Annotated in this window: 21 protein-coding genes; 15 read left to right on the forward strand and 6 right to left on the reverse strand. The window is 41.1% G+C overall.

From position 1 onward, the window contains the following. From ABD010_RS08275 to ABD010_RS08285, 3 genes are all read right to left on the reverse strand, one after another. Positions 1-251: hypothetical protein (locus ABD010_RS08275; protein WP_343811993.1), on the reverse strand; the 251-nt coding region annotated here is incomplete at its 3' end. Positions 252-495: 244 nt separating this feature from the next. Further along, complete coding sequence (gene rpsD, locus ABD010_RS08280; protein WP_343811994.1) at positions 496-1,098, reverse strand: 30S ribosomal protein S4; 603 nt, start codon at positions 1,096-1,098, stop codon at positions 496-498. Positions 1,099-1,460: 362 nt separating this feature from the next. Next, positions 1,461-1,943, reverse strand: a complete 483-nt coding sequence (locus tag ABD010_RS08285) for a GAF domain-containing protein (RefSeq protein WP_343811995.1) — start codon at positions 1,941-1,943, stop codon at positions 1,461-1,463. Between the two features lie 118 nt (positions 1,944-2,061). Between ABD010_RS08285 and refZ the strand changes: the two genes are divergently transcribed. The 6 genes from refZ to ABD010_RS08315 all read left to right on the forward strand — a co-directional run bounded on the left by refZ (position 2,062) and on the right by ABD010_RS08315 (position 9,100). Further along, positions 2,062-2,670, forward strand: coding sequence for a forespore capture DNA-binding protein RefZ (gene refZ, locus ABD010_RS08290; RefSeq protein ID WP_343811997.1), 609 nt, complete (start codon positions 2,062-2,064; stop codon positions 2,668-2,670). 235 nt (positions 2,671-2,905) lie between these two features. Further along, on the forward strand, positions 2,906-4,597 hold the full coding sequence (ezrA, locus tag ABD010_RS08295) for a septation ring formation regulator EzrA (protein ID WP_343811999.1): 1,692 nt from the start codon (positions 2,906-2,908) through the stop codon (positions 4,595-4,597). A 158-nt stretch (positions 4,598-4,755) separates the two neighbouring features. After that, positions 4,756-5,898, forward strand: coding sequence for a cysteine desulfurase family protein (locus ABD010_RS08300; RefSeq protein WP_343812000.1), 1,143 nt, complete (start codon positions 4,756-4,758; stop codon positions 5,896-5,898). Between the two features lie 6 nt (positions 5,899-5,904). After that, positions 5,905-7,107 carry a tRNA uracil 4-sulfurtransferase ThiI gene (gene thiI / locus ABD010_RS08305; protein WP_343812001.1) on the forward strand — a complete coding sequence of 401 codons (1,203 nt, stop codon included), beginning with the start codon at positions 5,905-5,907 and terminating at the stop codon, positions 7,105-7,107. Between the two features lie 70 nt (positions 7,108-7,177). Next, positions 7,178-7,378, forward strand: a complete 201-nt coding sequence (locus tag ABD010_RS08310) for an alpha/beta-type small acid-soluble spore protein (protein ID WP_343812003.1) — start codon at positions 7,178-7,180, stop codon at positions 7,376-7,378. Between the two features lie 117 nt (positions 7,379-7,495). After that, positions 7,496-9,100: an amidohydrolase gene (locus ABD010_RS08315; RefSeq protein WP_343812005.1), complete on the forward strand. Its 1,605-nt coding sequence runs from the start codon at positions 7,496-7,498 to the stop codon at positions 9,098-9,100. 632 nt (positions 9,101-9,732) lie between these two features. On the opposite strand, the gene ABD010_RS08320 is transcribed toward ABD010_RS08315, so the two are convergent. Further along, positions 9,733-10,536, reverse strand: a complete 804-nt coding sequence (locus ABD010_RS08320; protein WP_343812006.1) for an NAD kinase — start codon at positions 10,534-10,536, stop codon at positions 9,733-9,735. 120 nt (positions 10,537-10,656) lie between these two features. On the opposite strand from ABD010_RS08320, the gene ABD010_RS08325 reads away from it, so the two are divergent. The 6 genes from ABD010_RS08325 to ABD010_RS08350 all read left to right on the forward strand — a co-directional run bounded on the left by ABD010_RS08325 (position 10,657) and on the right by ABD010_RS08350 (position 15,205). Beyond that, complete coding sequence (locus ABD010_RS08325; RefSeq protein WP_343812007.1) at positions 10,657-11,223, forward strand: DUF2953 domain-containing protein; 567 nt, start codon at positions 10,657-10,659, stop codon at positions 11,221-11,223. Between the two features lie 12 nt (positions 11,224-11,235). Continuing rightward, positions 11,236-11,766, forward strand: a complete 531-nt coding sequence (gene ytfJ / locus ABD010_RS08330) for a GerW family sporulation protein (RefSeq protein WP_343812009.1) — start codon at positions 11,236-11,238, stop codon at positions 11,764-11,766. A gap of 102 nt (positions 11,767-11,868) precedes the next feature. Next, the gene (gene tpx / locus ABD010_RS08335; protein WP_343812010.1) at positions 11,869-12,369 is read left to right on the forward strand and encodes a thiol peroxidase; all 501 of its coding nucleotides are present in this window, start codon (positions 11,869-11,871) and stop codon (positions 12,367-12,369) included. 115 nt (positions 12,370-12,484) lie between these two features. After that, complete coding sequence (locus ABD010_RS08340) at positions 12,485-13,477, forward strand: class I SAM-dependent methyltransferase (RefSeq protein ID WP_343812012.1); 993 nt, start codon at positions 12,485-12,487, stop codon at positions 13,475-13,477. 18 nt (positions 13,478-13,495) lie between these two features. Then, positions 13,496-14,680, forward strand: a complete 1,185-nt coding sequence (locus tag ABD010_RS08345) for an acetate kinase (protein ID WP_343812014.1) — start codon at positions 13,496-13,498, stop codon at positions 14,678-14,680. A 12-nt stretch (positions 14,681-14,692) separates the two neighbouring features. Next, entirely contained in the window at positions 14,693-15,205 is a 513-nt protein-coding gene (locus tag ABD010_RS08350) for a MogA/MoaB family molybdenum cofactor biosynthesis protein (protein WP_343812016.1), read from the forward strand. 27 nt (positions 15,206-15,232) lie between these two features. Here the strand turns inward: ABD010_RS08350 and ABD010_RS08355 are convergent, their stop codons facing one another. After that, entirely contained in the window at positions 15,233-15,667 is a 435-nt protein-coding gene (locus tag ABD010_RS08355; RefSeq protein WP_343812595.1) for a universal stress protein, read from the reverse strand. A 157-nt stretch (positions 15,668-15,824) separates the two neighbouring features. On the opposite strand from ABD010_RS08355, the gene ABD010_RS08360 reads away from it, so the two are divergent. Together ABD010_RS08360 and ABD010_RS08365 are read left to right on the forward strand one after the other, a co-directional pair. Continuing rightward, on the forward strand, positions 15,825-15,977 hold the full coding sequence (locus ABD010_RS08360; RefSeq protein WP_343812632.1) for a hypothetical protein: 153 nt from the start codon (positions 15,825-15,827) through the stop codon (positions 15,975-15,977). Positions 15,978-16,117: 140 nt separating this feature from the next. After that, a complete protein-coding gene (locus ABD010_RS08365; protein ID WP_343812018.1) occupies positions 16,118-16,876 on the forward strand; it encodes an SDR family oxidoreductase in 759 nt (252 codons plus the stop codon). Positions 16,877-16,910: 34 nt separating this feature from the next. Here ABD010_RS08365 and ABD010_RS08370 read toward each other — a convergent pair whose 3' ends face one another. After that, complete coding sequence (locus ABD010_RS08370; protein WP_343812021.1) at positions 16,911-18,008, reverse strand: M24 family metallopeptidase; 1,098 nt, start codon at positions 18,006-18,008, stop codon at positions 16,911-16,913. 175 nt (positions 18,009-18,183) lie between these two features. Between ABD010_RS08370 and ABD010_RS08375 the strand changes: the two genes are divergently transcribed. Further along, a complete protein-coding gene (locus tag ABD010_RS08375; protein ID WP_343812023.1) occupies positions 18,184-18,855 on the forward strand; it encodes a PspA/IM30 family protein in 672 nt (223 codons plus the stop codon). The last annotated feature ends 103 nt before the right edge of the window (positions 18,856-18,958 follow it).

The following is an 18,958-nucleotide window of genomic DNA, read 5'->3' on the forward strand; positions in this document are numbered from 1 at the left end:
TTGTTTTGCTGTTGCTGCTGGGAGGCTTGAGCCTGTTGTCCCTGTTGCTGTTGAGCTTGTTGGAGCTGTTGTTTAGCCTGCTGCAGCTGCTGTTGCTGTTGGGCATCAGCCTGAGCTGATTGCTGTGCTTGCTGTTCAAGTTGTTGCAATTGCTGCTGCGCCTGCTGAATTTGCTGTTGATCACCTGATTGGGCAGCCTGCTGTGCCTGTTGAACTGCTTGCTGTAATTGTTGCTGATTTTGTTGTGCCATAAAAAATACCTCCTGTTAATAATTGTTTTCGCTGGTAGTTTGTACAGCAATTGGTTAATTTATGTATATTGAAATAAAAGATTTGGAAAAGGTGGTCAGCATTATATCTTTAAGAACGAATATGCTGCAGTTGTCGCGGAGGGATTGGTACCAAAAGTAAAAATTGTGTTGGGGAATTTTACATAATAAAAAGCCCCCAAAAATTTGGGAGCTTTTGCGTGAATTAAATGCTGAAACACTAGTTTTAACGTGAGTAGTACTCAACGATAAGTGCTTCGTTGATTTCAGCTGGAAGCTCGGACCGTTCTGGAAAACGTGTGTAGCTTCCTTCTAGTTTATTTTCATCGAATGAAAGATATTCCGGTACGAAGTTATTTACTTCAATTGCTTCTTTAACGATGTCCATGTTCTGTGACTTTTCACGAAGGCTGATAACCTGCCCCGGCTTGACTGCGTATGATGGAATGTCAACGCGTCCGCCGTCTACAGTTACATGACCATGATTTACAAGCTGACGTGACTGTCTGCGTGTACGAGCAAGTCCAAGACGGTAAACAAGGTTATCCAATCTTGATTCAAGCAGGATCATGAAGTTCTCACCATGAACACCTTTCATTTTACCTGCTTTGTCAAACAGGTTACGGAATTGACGCTCGTTCAATCCGTACATAAAACGCAATTTTTGTTTTTCTTGTTGTTGCAGGCCGAATTCTGAGATCTTTTTGCGCTGATTTGGTCCATGCTGACCTGGTGCATATGGACGTTTATCAAGTTCTTTACCGGTTCCGGTTAAAGAAATGCCTAGACGACGTGATTTTTTCCAAATGGAATCTGTAAAACGTGACATGGGACATTTCCTCCTTTATTGTTTTATTCGCATAAAATAAAACCGTGTGTTCCAGTTCGCCATACATTTTGTTTTCATGTACCATCGCTCCAGCAGCCGAGAGTTACGCGATACACCTCATATCGAGGAACAAAATGACATAAACGCAGGTTCACTTAAGCTACCTTTTTATTTTACACAACGAATAGTATATAAGTTTTAGCACAGGAAGTCAATCATAATCCGTGTTTTTTATAAAACTTTACTTGATTACCTTAAAGAATATCGTACATTCCAGCGGTTTTCGCACGTTTCGAGACGGGTTCGCGTGTATCAACGAATGATACATCTAATTCATGCCTGTATAATGATGCTGCGTAAAATTATCTCGAAAATCCTTCGACAATTCCCGCGAATTTTTCGAGATATTCCCGATCTGTTTCGTCAAAACGGTTTGTGCTTGGACTGTCAATATCCAGGACTCCGTATATTTCATTATCAATTATCAATGGCACCACAATTTCTGATTTACTGGCACTGTCACATGCGATGTGACCAGGGAACTTTGTGACATCTTCAACCAGCTGTGATTTTCGTGTTTTAATAGCTGTTCCGCATACTCCTTTTCCATAATCAATGCGCAGACATGCGGGCAAGCCTTGGAATGGACCAAGTACGAGCTGGTTTCCTTTCCACAGATAAAACCCAACCCAGTTGACATCGTGCAGAAACTGGTTTAATAGAGCGGAGGCGTTGGAAAGATTGGCGGTTGTATCACGTTCGTCTTCAGTCAGTGCCGTAAGCTGTTTTAACAATAATTCGTAATCATTAACTTTTCTACCTGAATATGCTGTTGCCTGAAACATGGTTACATTATCCTTTCATTGGCTGATATTTCGACATCCATTGAGTTATTTGTCGATAGAAAATTGAAGGATATATCTTTTGTTTGTCGTAAAATAGATATAAGGAGATGAATTTAATATGAAATATCCAACAAAACAAAAAGTCGTCGATGCAGCTTCCCAGTTGTTTTTTCAAAATGGATTTCATGGAACCTCGGTAAGGGATATTGCTGACAGGGCGACGGTAAACGTTTCTCTTATAAGTTACTATTTTAAAAGCAAGCAAGGATTATTGGAACATGCCGTGACACGTTATTATGAGACGTATCTTGAAACGATTGAGGAGACATTAAAGAATAGTGAATCCGAACAACCAATAACCCGGCTGAAACAAATGATTGAAACAATTATACAGTATAAACAGAGCAATCATCAATTTTCATGTTTTATCCACAGAGAATTATCGCTGGATTCTGTTTTTGTGCGGGAAATGGCGGTAACATATCTTGCAAAAGAAAATTATTTCATTAAAAATACATTTTTTGATGCACTTACAGTCAGTAACAGGAACAGGGCTAATGATCATCAATTTTTGCTGATGCAGTTAAAAGGGATGTTGATTACTCCCTATATTCTGCAGCATGAATGGAAAGATCAGGTAATTGGCGAGCGTTCACATGGTGCATTTGCCAGAAAGTATATTAAAACAATTGAAGAATGGATCGATTATGTCATCAAAAGCGGGTAGCATAGGTGAAAAATGTCATATTATACGTTTGTTATAAGCATATCAGAAAAAAATCTTGTCAAAATCGCAATTTAATTGAATTTTTTTAGCCAAAAATGTAGATTACATGGTATCATTAGTATAATAATGACATAATTGCAGGTGTTTTGTTGATAATCCGACAATCCCTGTTCTTCCAAGAGAAATTCATCGAATGATAACCCTCTTTTACAGGAGTACAGTCAGGAGGCATTTTATGGCTTACATCATTGGCATTATACTGATAGTTATTGCGCTGATTATTACCGGACTTATAATGCGAAAAAAGATTTATGATGTGGTAGACAGGTTGGAAGCCTGGAAAATGGATATTATGAATCGCAACGTTGCATCCCAGATTGGTCGGATTAAAAGTTTAAATCTTTCCGGTGAAACACAGGACAAATTCGAATCATGGAAAGATCGCTGGGAACTAATTGTTACAAAAGAATTGCCGGATATAGAAGAATATTTGTTTGATTCTGAAGAGGCGGCAGACAGGTACCGGTTTTCCAAATCAAAAAAGAAATTGCGTGAAACAGAAGAGATTCTCCAGTCTATTGAGGACGAGATTGAGAAGATGTTAAACGAGTTGAATCAATTAATGGAATCCGAAGAGTCGAGCCGTAAAGAAATTGAACAGATTCAACCAACCATAAAGGCATTGCGGAAGAAGCTCTCCCAAAATCGGTATCAGTACGGCAAAGCTGAAGGGCATTATGACGATAGGATTGATCAGTTGGATGAACAGCTGGCGCAATACCATGAACATGTTGAATCCGGAAATTATTCGGAAGCACATCATTTGGTGGAGGAATTGAAAGGTGAGCTTAACAGCCTTCAAAAAGAAATGGAGGAGTTCCCGTCACTTTACAAAGCATGCAAGAATGAATTGCCTGATCAGCTTGCAGAACTTTTAAATGGGCTGAAGGGTATGAAAGCTGATGGCTATCGGGTTGAACACTTTGGGTTCGAAAAGGAAATACATACGTATCAGCAGCGGCTGATGGATTGTGTGCGCGCATTGGAAAACGGCAATGAAGACCCGGCCAAAGAAATTAAAATCGAGGTTGAAGAACGAGTTGCAGAAATGTATCAGCTGCTTGAAAAAGAAGCGGTTGCCAGAAATTATACAGAAAGCAAATTGCCGGTTTTTCAGGAAGAAGTGGAAAATCTGGAAAATGATTTTCTTGTTACTAAGGAAGAGATTGAGGACTTACAGAAAGCATATTATTTTGAAGACACTGATATGGAAAAATACCTCGTACTTGGCAAATCAATTGGACAGCTAAAAAAACAGCTTGATATGGTTATGGCGGAAACAGAGGAAGCGGAATCTTCCCATTCCACACTGCGCTCTGAATTGGAAAATGGGTTTGAGCAGGTGGAAGACTTGCAGCAAAAACATGATGAATTTAAAAATCAAATTCAAAATTTGCGTAAAGACGAAGTGACAGCAAAAGAGAAATTGGAAGAAATGAAGAATGAACTTTATCGTATAAGCCGACGCTTAAACAAAAGCAACATTCCAGGTGTGCCAAGTTTTATCTGGAACCTGATGGAAGATGCTGCAAATAAAAATACCAGGGTATTGGATGCACTGAACAAACAGCCGCTTGACATTTCGGAAGTGCAGCAGGCATTATCCGATGCGGAAGCGGGTGTGGCCCAGATAGCTGATAAGACTGAAATAATTCTGGATCAGGCATATCTGACCGAACAGGTTATTCAGTATGCCAACAGATACCGCAGTCAGAACCCGGCTTTGTCTGCTAAGTTGTCAGAATCGGAGCGGTTATTTCGCTCATATGAATACGAATTGGCATTGGAGCAGGCTGCCAAGGCAGTTGAAGAGATTGAGCCAGGTGCACTGAAACGTATTGAAGAATATCAGCAAGCTGCAAACTGAATAATAGTAAAGACAAATCGTTTAATGTATGATGAACATTGCTTGGAATAAATGTTGTAAATGATGGGGCTGTCTTAAGAACGGGGTATGCGGTAAACCTGTTTCTAAGTCAGCCTTCGTTGTTTTGTCTTTGACATAGGGTTAAAAGGAGTTTTAGTATGATTTATTTGGATAATAGCGCAACAACGAAACCGGATCCTGCCGTTCTGCAAAGTTTTCATCAGGTTGCGGAAAGCTTTTTTGCTAATCCATCAAGCATCCATCAGTTCGGAGGAAAAGCGGAAACGCTACTGCAAAAATCAAAAGAGCAGGCATCAACCCTTTTGGGAGTGTCAGCGGAGGAAATCATCTTTACCTCGGGAGGAACCGAGGGAAATAACCTGGCAATTAAAGGATTTGCCACGAAACATCAGAACCGCGGAAAACACATTATTACTACTGAAATTGAACACCCATCCGTTTATCAGGTATGTCAAAGTCTTGAAGAGGAAGACGGGTTTCGTGTCACTTATTTACCTGCAGACGAAAATGGCCGAATTTCAATAGAAGATTTGAAAAATGCAATTCAGGAGGACACCATTCTAATCAGTATCATGCATGTGAATAATGAAATTGGTTCCATTCAGCCGGTTCGTGAAATTGGTGAGATTGCAAAAAAATATCCAAAACTTGCATTGCATGTTGATCATGTACAAGGAATGGGGAAAGTTCCATTGCAATTAGATGAGAGCGGAATTGACCTGTGTACCATTTCCGGTCATAAAATACATGGATTAAAAGGTACAGGGATATTATATGTTAACCAACGGACTAATTTGCTGCCACTGTTTCATGGTGGAAATCAGGAAAGGTCATTACGTTCCGGCACGGAAAATCTTGCTGGCTCAGTTTCACTGGTTAAGGCAATGCGATTAATCAGAGAACGTGAAGCTGATGGTATTGAGCATATGTATAAGCTGCGGAAAATACTTGCAAAACGCCTGGGAGTGATGAATGGGGTCATAATAAACTCAGCTGCAGAAGCTGCACCGCATATTATGAATATTTCTGTTCCCGGCATAAAGCCTGAAGTGATTATTCATATGCTTGGTGAAAAGGATATATTTATTTCTACTAAATCAGCTTGTTCATCCAGGCAATCGGATGAAAGTAAAACATTGGCTGCATGCGGGTTCGATTTGGAACGTTCCACATCCGCATTACGTATAAGCATGTCGTTTGATACAACTGAATCAGAAATCGAACAATTTTTGCAGACACTGGAAGAAGCAATCAATAAATTTAAGGCAGTTATGAGGTAGATAATTATGGAATATGATCACATTTTAATCAGGTATGGGGAAATGGCCCTTAAAGGGAAAAACAGAAAGAAATTTATTATACAGCTGCAAAATAATTTAAAGAATAAATTAGTTGAATTTCCCGGGGTCAAAGTAAAACGGACACAGGGAAGAATGTTCGTGTTATTAAACGGTTATGAGCCGGAACAGGTAATGCAAAAATGCAAAAATGTTTTTGGAATTCAAAGTCTGAGTCTGGCTATTAAAGTGTCCAATGATTCTAATGAAATAAAAGAAGCTGCATTATGGGCATTGAATAACAGTTCACAGGTTCAGACATTCAAGATATCCGTCAAACGAATTGATAAAGAATTCCCTATCCGTTCACAGGAAATGAACCAGGTTCTTGGCCGCCATTTGTTGACAAATACAGATGGATATACAGTCGACGTCCACCATCCCGACCTTGAAATTAAGGTTGAAATCAGAACCGAAGCAACCTATCTAACATCCAGTGTGGTAAATGGTCTTGGCGGATTACCTGTGGGAACTTCCGGTAAATCGCTGCTCCTGCTCTCGGGCGGGATTGACAGTCCGGTTGCCGGTTTTCTTGCGATGAAACGTGGTGTTCAAATTGAAGCAATTCACTTTCACTCGCCGCCTTTTACAAGTGAACGTGCCAAGCAAAAGGTATTGGATTTAGCTGAGAAACTGACTGTATATGGAAATGCAGTTAAAGTGCATGTCGTACCGTTCACGAAACTGCAACAGCATATTTTCCGAACGATGCCGGACGGATATGCAATGACCATCATGCGCCGGATGATGTTTCGAATAAGTGAGAAGATTTGTGAACAGGAATCAATCCTTTCCATGACAACCGGGGAAAGTCTCGGACAAGTGGCAAGTCAAACAATGGAAAGTATGAATGCGATTAATGAGGTGACAAATATTCCGATTATCCGTCCATTAATTGCAATGGATAAAGATGATATCATTAAAGTTTCTAGAAATATTGACACATACGATATTTCCATCAGACCTTACGAAGACTGTTGTACGATATTTGTGCCCAAATCACCAAAAACAAGACCGGGCCGGGAAAAAATTAATCAATTTGAATCACAGGAAGATTTCACATCATTAGTTGATGAAGCAGTGACCGGCACAGAGGTCATTAAACTTACAGGAAAACCAGAAAAAGAAGATGAATTCAGTGATTTGTTTTAATTTACAGCAACTACCAGTTTAAAATCCCTTCAACCTTCAAACTCTATAAGTACCAAGGAGGTGATTGAAGATGGCAAACAATAATTCAAACCAATTGGTAGTACCTGGTGCACAACAAGCACTGGATCAGATGAAAACTGAAATCGCATCAGAATTTGGTGTGCAGCTTAGTGCTGACAACACTTCCCGCGCAAATGGTTCAGTAGGCGGAGAAATCACAAAACGCCTTGTTCAAACTGCTCAGCAACAATTTGGCGGTGCACAACAGTAATAACAACAAAATATTAATTGGATTGGGCTGCTCCTATTTTAGGGGCAGCCCTTGATTTTTATTGGTTAAATGGGTAAAGTTTTTATAAAGAATACGAACTTTACTGGGGGAGATTACATGGGCAGACTTTGGTTCGGTGGTCCAATTTATACGATGGAGAATGAGAGAAATGCAGCAGAGGCGGTCTTTACGGAAGGGGAATTTATCAAAGCTGTCGGTACATATGAACGACTGTATCATGATTTTTTTGACCAGATTGACAATGTCGTGAACCTGAAGGGAAAAATGATGCTTCCCGGGTTGGTGGATAGTCATATGCACATCATCCAACACGGGGAAAAATTACTTCGGCTGGATTTGTCACAGATGAAATCTGCCAATGAAGTAAAGGAAGCGTTGAAAAATCGGACTGCTAATTTGTCAGATGGAGAATGGCTTGTCGGTGAAGGCTGGAATGAAAATCAATGGCAGAATCCGGCGATATTTTCCAAAGCTGAATTGGATGACATATGCCCGGATAACCCGATGTTGCTTTCTAGAGTGTGCCGCCATGCTTTACTCGCAAATTCAAAGGCCATGCAACTATCCAATATTACGAAAGAAACTCTTGATCCCCAAGGTGGTATTATCGTTCGGGATGAGGACGGGGAAGCAGCCGGTTATTTTTTGGACACAGCTCAGGATCTAATCAAAGCGGCAATGCCGGATGTTTCACAGGAATATTTACAACAGGTAATTAAAATAGCTGTGGATGATCTTTTAGCAAAGGGACTTGTCGGGGGACATAGTGAAGATTTGAATTATTACGGTGGGTTCACAAAAACATATCAGGCATTTATGCATGCTGTAAATGAAAACAACAGAAAGTTCAAGGCGCATTTACTGGTTCATCATGAAGTGTTGGATGACAGGATAGAAGAAAATCTGGGATTTCTTGATGGAACAGTATATATTGAATTGGGAGCCGTTAAGATTTTTTCTGATGGTGCGCTTGGCGGCCGGACTGCATGGCTCAGCAGTGACTATAGTGATGATGAAGGAAATACAGGTGTTGCGATTCACAGCAGGGAAAGTCTGGAAAAAATTGTGCGAAAGGCGAGAAAGCATGGTCTGCCAATTGCGGTCCATGCGATAGGAGATCGGGCTGCTGATGAAATCATAGCTGCTATGAAGAAATATCCGTTGCAAAATGGAGCACGTGATCGATTAATTCATGGTCAGATACTTAATGAACGTTCATTAAAAACATTGACTGAAATACCCGTTATCGTGGATATTCAGCCGTCTTTTGTAGCATCTGATTTTCCGTGGGTCATTGACCGGCTTGGCAAGGATCGATTGAAGCTTTCATATGCATGGAAGACAATGACGGAAGATGGTGTGATTTGTGCTGGTGGATCTGATGCCCCAATTGAGGATGCCAACCCACTTTTGGGCATCCAGGCAGCGGTGTTGCGAAAATCTTCATTTGATGGAGATGTTTATTTACCGGATCAGAAACTTTCCATGTTTGAAGCAGTGCGCCTTTATACTGTTGGAAGTGCGCAAGCGATTAGTCAGGAAAACTTCCGTGGTCTTATTAAAGAAGGATTTACCGCAGATTTTACTGTTTTAGGTGACGATATTTTTCAGATAGACCCAGAAACGCTTGATCAGGTCGAAGTGGCCATGACTGTAGTGGACGGAGACATCGTCTATGAAAGAACCCCTTACCAATCGTGATATGCAAAGTCATTCGCAGTTGAACTAAACTGCGATATAACTGCTGGAATATTTTCTATAATTCGCCCTCCCTGCCGTCCGGGATCTCTCCGGGCGGATGCTTTCCGCGGGCACGGCCTCAGCCCCCTTGAGAAAACCGCTCTGCGGGGTCTTCGGACTCGTGCTGTTCCCGCAGGAGTCACTGCCCTCCGCTCACCCAGACTAGTGTGGTGGTATCATCCGTTTTTCTATAAGGATTTCGATTCAAGTAAAGAATCATAAACGTAAAAATAGCGGAGGAAATACGTGCCCCTACAAAGGGGTATGCCGACGTTGGCCGCAAAGGCCGGTTTTAGTCGGCCTTCCTTCACTCGGGAGCAGAGGCCTAGATGAGACTCCGTAGCGCAGTAGTGATTTTTTTGCGAGGAGTGTAATACCACTGAATGTGCTTGCAACACGACGAGCTCAAGGAGGCTCATCAGCCGCCCACGGTAAAGAAGACACAGCGAAAGTGATTTTCTTGAGCTGATGTCGCACTTATACTCGAAAGTGAAAGCGACGTGTATTTCCGCAGTGGTGGTAGAACATCATGCTATGTCGCAGTTTATAGATTTTTTGTGTGTCATTCCGCATCATTTTATGGAGAATACAGTCTACAAAAATGTCCGCTTCACCCGGGACCAGAATGAATTGTTCTTCAGCTTTACCGTTTTAATGACCTTATCGCTGAGGGTAATGTTTAATGATTGAATGTTACGGATTGAATATGCCTCATTATCCAAACCAATGATTGGATAATCATTCCCGTCCTGTACAATTTCCAGTGTTAATTCACGATCACTATTTAATAAAAATGGTGATCCCAGTGTCCGGTACCGGTTGTTATTTAATGATGCCAGTTCAGATACCTGGAAACAATGAAGTTTCGGGTCGATAACGGATCCGCCGGTTGATTTATTGTATCCGGTGCTTCCAGTTGGTGTGGCGACAATTAAGCCGTCTCCCCTAAACGTTTCAAAGTGCATATCATCAATATAAACATTTACAACAATCGTCTTAATGATTGTTGAACGAATACTGACCTCATTCAGACAATTAAAGTCGGATTCACCATTAACCTGTACGTTTATTACCGGAAAGCGTCTGACTTCGAGTTCTGCGTGTTTCATGGTATGCAGCATTTCATCCATGTTATCCATATTAAAATCACAATAGAGACCTGATTCATTTGATTGTGTAATCCCTGTATATAAACAGTCCTGCCGAAAACCGGTTTTGCGGACTGCCTGAAGAAACGCACCATCACCACCGATGCTCAAAATTATATTCGCATCACTGGCATTATTGACAATTGTAAATCCATTCTTTTCAGCTTCCGTAATCAAGGAATCGAGCTGATTTTCTGTAGTACCGGCTGTTTGAAAAAGATAAATGTTTTTACGATTTTCACGCGTCAATGTTATTCCTCCCATCCATATCCTTTTTTTATCGTACCATTTTTGCTTCTTTCGCACTAATAATTAGCTGAAATGGATAAAAAATGAAATTTGCTGCAAAGTATTGCTAGAGGTGAGGTTATGTGGATTGTTGGTATCATCTTATTGATATGTATAATAGTTTTGTGTTCAAATGCTCTTATTACCTGTCAGGCAGTCTTTCAGAAGGATTGCCAAAAAGTTGTCGTCTCCGTACAGTTTTATCGTATCAAAATTTTCAGCAGAACGGTTCATCTTTCCGAACAAGAAACAGTTGAAATGTCCGTTGAGCAAAGTGTTGAATTGTTTCAATCTACCGGCACAAACCTGATAAACAGCGTTAAAGCGTATCATGATGCAGCCACCATTTTATTGAAGCAGCTTACATTTAGAGAGTATTACTGGAAAACGGAATTTGGAACCGGAAAAGCTGACGCTACCGGTCTGGCGTCAGGTGGTATATGGGCGATTAAAGGATATTTGACCGGATATGTAAGTAACAAAAGCACCTTTAAAAACAAGCCTTCCATTTCCGTAACACCTTACTTTAACAGGATTTGTTTCCGCTCCGAATTGGAGTGCATTGTTTCAATAAGAATCGGGCAAGCTATGTACGCACTTCTTAAAGTGATACGGAAAGTTCCGTTTAAAAAAGAAGCGGTAATATAAAGGAGGAGCATCATGAGTGAACATCCAATTCAAGGATTGATGACAACTGCAATGGAAAATTTGAAAGATATGATTGAGGTTAACACGATTATTGGAGACCCGGTTGAATCCCCTGATGGCAGTGTTATCGTTCCTGTTTCAAAAGTAGGCTTTGGGTTTGCTGCCGGTGGAAGTGAATTTTCAGGCGGAGGAGGTAAGGGCGATGATTCTGGTGGTGACAGCCTTCCGTTCGGTGGAGGTAGCGGCGGCGGTGTCTCCATTACACCTGTTGCTTTTTTGATTGTCAGCCAGAAAGGGATCAAAATGATTCATATGGATGAGAATGTGCATTTGTATGAGAAAATGATAAATTTTGCACCACAAGCTGTCGAAAAAATCCAGCAAATTATAAAAGAGTCCAATCAATCAAATCAGCAAAAAAAAGGTGGTCAGAATCAACAGAAACAGAAACAGAAACAGGATCAGCAAGGTAATCAGAATAACGACAAGAAAAACAATCAGAGTAACGGTGAAAATTCTCAGCAAATGGATTATGATATATAGTTCACAAAACTGTCTTATTTGTATGACGGTTATTAATAGACAATCGCAGCATGTGAACGCATAATAAAAGTGTAGACAAAATTTAGAGGAGGAATGATTCATATGGCTGATGTTACATTCCATCAAGAACCTGTCACACTTTTAGGTAATGAAATTTCTGCAGGGGATAAGGCACCGGATTTTAAAGTTCTGTCAAATGATCTCAAGGAAGTCTCACTGGACGATTATAAAGGCAAAGTTAAGCTGATTGCAGCAGTACCGTCAGTTGATACCGGTGTCTGCTCGGAGGAAACCAAGCGTTTTAATGAAGAAGCAGACAAACTGGATAATGCACACGTACTGACGATTAGTATGGATTTACCATTTGCGCAGGGGCGCTGGTGTGCTGCAAATGGGGTCAAGAATCTGGATACTTTATCCGATCACCGGGATGCAGATTTCGGTGAAAAATATGGTGTTCTAATTAAAGATATGCGGTTACTGGCACGGGCTGTCTTTGTGATTGACTCAAACGACACCGTTAAATATGCTGAATATGTGAGTGAAGTAACGGAGCTGCCTGATTTCGATAAAGCTTTACAGGCAGCTAAAGAAGCTGAATAATTCAATACATCGAATTTTTAATCTCCCCTGCATTTTACACGGCAGGGGAGATTTTTGTACAATAACCCGGGTCTTTTGATACACTCAAGGTAGTCGAAAGCAGAGGATGTGCAATATGGAAAAAACGAACGTGGAAAATTTATTTGAATGGATCGATCAGACGACAGAATTAATTCAGCAATATGATAATGCTCCATACCTGGACTGTCTTACAGGTACTTTAAGTACACTATTTTACCGGGATATCCCGGAGGAAACGGATAAGGAACTGTCACAGAAATTGACAGATGAATTAGAGGGAGCAGAATTAGAATCCTACACAAACACGGAAATTCGCAAAGCTGTTCAGCTGGCCATTTTGAAAGGTATGAAAGGTTCCACTCAGCAACAGCATTTAATGACGCCGGAAACTGTAGCATTATTTACCGGTTACTTGGCTGAAAAGTTAACAAAAGGAAGGGAAAATATGCGTGTATTTGACCCTGCCAGTGGAACAGGAAACCTGCTGACGATTGTCCTGGAGCATCTTGGAAACGTCAGCAGTGTGTATGCCGGTGAAGTTGATCCAACGTTGATTGAATTGGCAGTATTAAACGCAAATCTGCAAAGGAAAGAGATAGAGTTTTTCCACCAGGACAGTTTGCGGCCATTCTTATTGGATCCGGTTGATTTAATTGTTGCAGATCTTCCGGTCGGCTATTATCCCGATGATGTACGCGCGAATGAATTTGAGCTTAAAGCAAGCGCGGGGCACTCGTATTCTCACCATTTATTTATCGAGCAGAGTATGAATTACACGAAAGAAGCCGGGTATTTAATTTTAGTCATTCCTGATTTCCTGTTTGATAGTGACCAGTCAGATCAGCTTTATGCGTTTATTCACGAATATGCACATATAATCGGTGTTATCAGATTGCCGAAAAGTGCATTCAAATCAGAGAAAAACACAAAAAGCATCCTGATTCTGCAAAAGAATGGTGAGGGTGTATCAGCACCTAAACAACCACTGCTGGCAAATCTGCCTTCTTTTAATAATACAGATGCGATGAATGATATTCTGGGACAAATTAACACATGGTTCTCTGAAAATATGCCGAATCAGGAATGAGAGGGAGTTGAGTAACAAATGGAAAATGTATTGGCGATCAATGCTGGAAGTTCCTCGTTGAAATATCAATTGATTCAAATGCCCGAGGAAAAGGTATTGGCAAAAGGAATATTCGAACGGATTGGACTTGAAAATTCCATATTTTCCATAACAATAGATGGTAAAAAAGACAGTGTGGAAGCGGACATACCGAACCATGAAGCAGCTGTTAAATGGCTGTTGGAACGGCTGAAAACTTCAGGGGTAATCCAATCTTTGGATGAAATAAGTGCAATTGGACACCGGATTGTCCACGGCGGAGAGCGTTTTACTGATTCGGTTCTCATTACCGATGAGGTTCTCCGCGGCATTGAGGATGTTTCAAAGTTGGCCCCGCTTCATAATCCAGCCAATCTGACTGGTGTCAGGGCTTTCAAAGAAGTTCTGCCGAATGTGCCAATGGTAGCTGTATTCGATACTGCTTTTCATCAGACAATGCCTGAAAAATCATATTTGTACAGCTTACCATACGAATATTATGAAAAATATGGAATCCGAAAATACGGGTTTCATGGCACGTCCCATAAATATGTATCGCAAAGGGCTTCCGAAATGATGGGGATTCCGCTTGAACAATTACGGCTGATTACGTGTCATTTGGGTAATGGTGCAAGTATCGCTGCAATCGATAAAGGTAAGTCAATTGATACGTCAATGGGTTTCACACCACTTGCCGGAGTAACAATGGGGACTCGTTCAGGTAATATTGATCCTGCACTGATTCCATATATCATGGAGGAGACAGGCCAATCAGCTGATGAGGTTATGAACGTGCTGAATAAAAAAAGTGGAATGCTGGCCCTGTCCGGATTTTCCAGTGACTTGCGGGACATTGAGCAAAAAGCCGACACGAATGAACGGGCTGAATTGGCATTGGAAGTATTTGCTGCACGTATTCACAAATATCTTGGCTCGTATGCTGCACGCATGTCCGGTGTTGATGCGATTATTTTCACAGCAGGTGTTGGCGAAAACAGTGATGTTATCCGGGAAAAAGTGCTGACTGGACTCGAATTTATGGGAGTTTACTGGAATCCTGAGTCAAACAAAATCCGGGGTAAAGAGACGTTTATCAGTTATTCCCATTCGCCTGTGAAAGTACTTGTTATCCCTACAAATGAAGAAATAATGATAGCACGTGATACGGTTAGGTTTACAAGTTAAGGGGGGAGCGGAATGTCGGTTCATGAGCATAAACAAAACAATTTGGTTGTACGGTGTATGATTGTTACAATCAGCGATACCCGAACTGAACAAAACGATAAAAGCGGGTTTCTTATTACAGAGCTTCTCGAGAATGCGGGACATTCAGTTAGCAGGAAGGAAATTATCCGTGATGAACGCCCGGCAATTGAAGAAATAATGAATGCTGGATGCGGCGACTCGGAAATTGACGTCATTATTACAAACGGCGGCACGGGAATTGCCGGTCGCGATGTTACGATTGAAACAATTAGTCCTTTATTTAACAAGGAAATCACCGGGTTTGGCGAATTGTTTCGCATGCTCAGTTACCAGGAGGACATCGGCTCGGCTGCGCTGTTATCAAGGGCAGCGGCCGGAGTAATCAATCATACAGCAGTTTTTGCTATTCCGGGATCATCCGGTGCAGTCAAACTGGCTATGAATAAACTGATTCTTCCTGAACTTTCCCATGTTGTCAACGAAATAACAAAAGATACAAGATAACGCCTGTTTTGCTGACAACAGGCGTTATTATCTTACAACAAGTACATCGCAATTGGCATACCGTGTAATGCTTTCGGAAACACTTCCAATCAGAAATCGTTCAACAGCACCCATACCTGTAGCCCCGCAAATAATCAGATCGGCACCAAAATCCACAGCGATTTCTTTGGCGATTTTCACTTTTGGTGATCCGTATTCCACACACCGTACAATATTTGTAACTTTCGTTTCGTGTGCGTTCTCCACATAGCTGTCCAGCAAGTCTTTGGCATATTTATCCGCACGTTCAGCCAATGTTCGGTCATATGCTTCAGCCGTTGCAAATGTTCGTGAATCGACCACGTGTGCAAGAATCAGGCGGGCATCATTACGTTTAACAATGTCGAGTGATTTTTTAAAGGCGTTTTCAGAAGCCTGTGAACCATCAACAGCAACAACAATATTCTTATATTCAAAATCCATCATTTTCGCCTCCCTTTTTAGGTATAAAGAATTTCTTACTATTTCTACTAATCAATACCCTTTTTGTGGACAGTTTAATCGATATTGTGTGAGTTGGAAACAGCTACCTACAGTATTTAGTGAATTACTGCACATACTAGAACTGGAGGTGATGATTTTGGCCAAACAAGAAAAACTGTTTGAAGATAAAAAAGGCATAGCAACTGTGCAAAATCAGCTGTTGGAAAGTTATCAGAGTGGTGTTATTGAAGATAAAGAGAACCTTTCAAATAACAGAAGCATTCACACCTTCAATAATCAAAAGAAATGACAATGCGCATCCATCCCTTTTCTTGAGGGGTGGATTCTTTTTGTTTTATCCACTGCCAATCAGTACACTTCGCTTTTGTTCTCAGTATATTATGATATAATTCCAATCATGACAGGCATTTTGAAAGAGGGGGTATCGAAATGGGACACGCATTGATAACTGCCGGGACTTCGGGCCTTGGGAGAAAAGTGATTGAAGAATTTTTAAAAGCAGGCCATTGTGTCACCACTACATACTTTTCAAATTATGACAAGGCGCAAAAGGCTAAAGAAAATCTGGCGGAATACAGCCATCGTCTGCATATTGAACAAGCGGATATTACAAAAAAGGATGATATAAAAAAACTGGTGGATCGTGCTGTTGCAAAATTCGGGGGAGTTGATTATTTAATTAACAATGCCGGACCATTTGTATTCGAACGGAAAAATTTGATGGATTATACGGAAGATGAGTGGCATGAAATGATGGAAGGTAATTTGAATGCCGTGTTTTATTTGCTGCGTCAGACAATTCCTCATATGCGGCAGCAGCGTTTTGGCAGAATCATTAATTACGGTTTTCAAGGTGCTAACAGTGCATCGGGATGGCCATACCGCTCCGCATTCGCAGCTGCCAAGAGCGGGCTGGTGTCGCTGACGAAAACGGTTGCTTTTGAAGAAGCGGAAAATCAGATTACATCTAATATGGTATGTCCGGGTAACATCGTAGGAGATATGAAAGAAGCAAGTATTGAGGAAAGCAGAAAAACATATGACGAAAAGACACCAATAGGCAGATCCGGAACCGGTGAAGATATAGCGCGTACTATCATGTATCTTTGTGAGGATAACTCAGATATGATTACCGGTGCTGTTTTTGAAGTCACCGGCGGGCTGGATGTCATCCATCGTTATCGGTAAATTAAATCAGCACCTTCATGAAGGTGCTGATTTTTTAGTCGATGATTTGCAGTTCTTTTGGAAATTTCGTCAGCGTTTCGGCACCGTTTTCGGTCATGAAAATCATATCCTCAATCCGTACACCACCTGTTCCCGGTACATATATACCAGGTTCGATGGTATAACACATTCCCGGCTTCAGCGGAAGTTCATTTTTGTTGTGCATCGATGGATATTCGTGTGCTTCAATACCAAGTCCGTGTCCAATCCGATGGGTGAAATAGTCACCATAGCCCGCCTGTTCAATAGGGTTGCGTGCTGCCAGATCAATTTTCCCCACCGGAGTTCCCACAACGGATTCATCAATTGCCTTCTTTTCAGCCGCTAACACCGTGTTATATATTTTTTCCTGTTCTGGGGAGATTGATTTATAAGCAACGGTTCTTGTTGTATCTGAACAATATCCCTCAAAAACGACCCCAAGATCAAACAGTACAAGGTCCCCTTTTTCAACGGTTTTCATAGAGGGGTTTCCATGCGGTGAAGCAGTTTTGGTACCTGAAATTGCCATGGTGGAGAAGGACATGCCTTGAACGCCCTGCTTTTTAAGTTCATATTCTATCTTGGCGATGATACCCAGTTCGGTTGCACCTTCATGGATTGCTTTGATACCTGTTTCCACACCAAAGTCAGCAAGGGATGCTGCTTCTTTCAGCATTTTATATTCCTCTTTGCTTTTCAGCACACGCATATTAGCAAGTATCTCTTGAGCATCTGAAAACACAGCTTCCGGGAAAGTTTGCTTTATCTTAGTAAACCGCTCAATTGATAAACTGTTATATTCCAGTCCAACTGAAGCAGGAATACTGTCATTGCGTTTTAAATAATCGAGCAAAAGCTGCCAAGGATCTTCATGGTCCTGGTAGCCGATGATTTCATAGTTCCACCCGGCATTCTTAGCATCTTCTTTTTCCATGGAAGGGACCACGATAACAGGATCATGGTATTTGCTGATATATGTTGCTATCACACGTTCATGCGGGTCGGTATAATAGTTGCTTACGTAATAAAAATTTGCCGGAGATGTGATAATCATACTCTCTAAATTATTTTTCTTCATTTCGTTTAATAATGTATCCAGTCTGTCTGACATATAAGCACCTCTTTATTTCATGAATGGTTTTATTATAACAGACTGGGAACAAGTTATAACAGTTGGACCAACGTGATTTATTAATGAAACTTTTTCGTAATTAATACGTATTTCATTACAGAGACGTAAATGGGAATACAGAAGATAGGGTGGCTAAATTAAAAGGAGGAGCGACATGTTTAAATTCTTTAAACGGCTGTCTACTGTAGTAGGTTCTGAATTGAATGCCATGCTGGATAAAGCGGAGGACCCGGTGAAAATGCTTGAACAATATATGCGTGATATGGGTGAGGACATTCGCGAAATGGAAACGGCAGTAGCCAGACAGATGGCAAATGAAAAAATGCTGAAGCGAAAAGCTGATGATGCGACGGCCATGGCTGACAAACGACAGCGTCAGGCGGAACAGGCGGTTGAAGCCGGTGACGATGATTTGGCGCGCCGTGCACTGGATGGCAAGGGCGAATTTAATAAACAGGCATCCATGCTAAGCGAATCATGGAACCGGGCAAAAAAAGATTCGGAACTGCTTAAAAATAAATTGGATGAAATGAAGAAAGAATATCAGGAAATGAAGCTGAAAAAGGATACATTGACCGCACGTGCAGAATCAGCAAAAGCAAGAACAAAAATGGATCAAAAGATGTCTTCTATTGGAAATGATGACTCCAAAAGGGGATTCGAGCGGATGGAAGAAAAAGTAATCCAGTACGAGGCTGAGGCGGAAACCAGTGAAGATATCTCAACCGAGAGCAGAAGCCTGGATGATGAATTTAACGAGATCGATAAAAATAATGCAGTTGACGAGGAATTATCAGCACTGAAGAAAAAGCTGGGAAAAGAATAGTCCAGCATTGAACAGACGCCATTGCAACAGGTGTCTGTTTTATTTTTGTTTCATGATGAATAAAAAAATTCGTAAACGGGTAGAGGAAAAGGTAAGACTTTTA

The sequence above is a fragment of the Virgibacillus siamensis genome (assembly GCF_039522605.1).
In the GTDB taxonomy this organism is placed as follows: domain Bacteria; phylum Bacillota; class Bacilli; order Bacillales; family Amphibacillaceae; genus Lentibacillus; species Lentibacillus siamensis.

Excerpts from the sequence above, each read along its gene's own strand:
- rpsD (WP_343811994.1), bottom strand. The coding sequence starts at position 1,098 with ATGTCACGTTTTACAGATTCCATTTGGAAAAAATCACGTCGTCTAGGC.
- ABD010_RS08285 (WP_343811995.1), bottom strand. The coding sequence starts at position 1,943 with ATGTTTCAGGCAACAGCATATTCAGGTAGAAAAGTTAATGATTACGAA.
- refZ (WP_343811997.1), top strand. The coding sequence starts at position 2,062 with ATGAAATATCCAACAAAACAAAAAGTCGTCGATGCAGCTTCCCAGTTG.
- ezrA (WP_343811999.1), top strand. The coding sequence starts at position 2,906 with ATGGCTTACATCATTGGCATTATACTGATAGTTATTGCGCTGATTATT.
- ABD010_RS08300 (WP_343812000.1), top strand. The coding sequence starts at position 4,756 with ATGATTTATTTGGATAATAGCGCAACAACGAAACCGGATCCTGCCGTT.
- thiI (WP_343812001.1), top strand. The coding sequence starts at position 5,905 with ATGGAATATGATCACATTTTAATCAGGTATGGGGAAATGGCCCTTAAA.
- ABD010_RS08310 (WP_343812003.1), top strand. The coding sequence starts at position 7,178 with ATGGCAAACAATAATTCAAACCAATTGGTAGTACCTGGTGCACAACAA.
- ABD010_RS08315 (WP_343812005.1), top strand. The coding sequence starts at position 7,496 with ATGGGCAGACTTTGGTTCGGTGGTCCAATTTATACGATGGAGAATGAG.
- ABD010_RS08325 (WP_343812007.1), top strand. The coding sequence starts at position 10,657 with ATGTGGATTGTTGGTATCATCTTATTGATATGTATAATAGTTTTGTGT.
- ytfJ (WP_343812009.1), top strand. The coding sequence starts at position 11,236 with ATGAGTGAACATCCAATTCAAGGATTGATGACAACTGCAATGGAAAAT.
- tpx (WP_343812010.1), top strand. The coding sequence starts at position 11,869 with ATGGCTGATGTTACATTCCATCAAGAACCTGTCACACTTTTAGGTAAT.
- ABD010_RS08340 (WP_343812012.1), top strand. The coding sequence starts at position 12,485 with ATGGAAAAAACGAACGTGGAAAATTTATTTGAATGGATCGATCAGACG.
- ABD010_RS08345 (WP_343812014.1), top strand. The coding sequence starts at position 13,496 with ATGGAAAATGTATTGGCGATCAATGCTGGAAGTTCCTCGTTGAAATAT.
- ABD010_RS08350 (WP_343812016.1), top strand. The coding sequence starts at position 14,693 with ATGTCGGTTCATGAGCATAAACAAAACAATTTGGTTGTACGGTGTATG.
- ABD010_RS08355 (WP_343812595.1), bottom strand. The coding sequence starts at position 15,667 with ATGGATTTTGAATATAAGAATATTGTTGTTGCTGTTGATGGTTCACAG.
- ABD010_RS08365 (WP_343812018.1), top strand. The coding sequence starts at position 16,118 with ATGGGACACGCATTGATAACTGCCGGGACTTCGGGCCTTGGGAGAAAA.
- ABD010_RS08370 (WP_343812021.1), bottom strand. The coding sequence starts at position 18,008 with ATGTCAGACAGACTGGATACATTATTAAACGAAATGAAGAAAAATAAT.
- ABD010_RS08375 (WP_343812023.1), top strand. The coding sequence starts at position 18,184 with ATGTTTAAATTCTTTAAACGGCTGTCTACTGTAGTAGGTTCTGAATTG.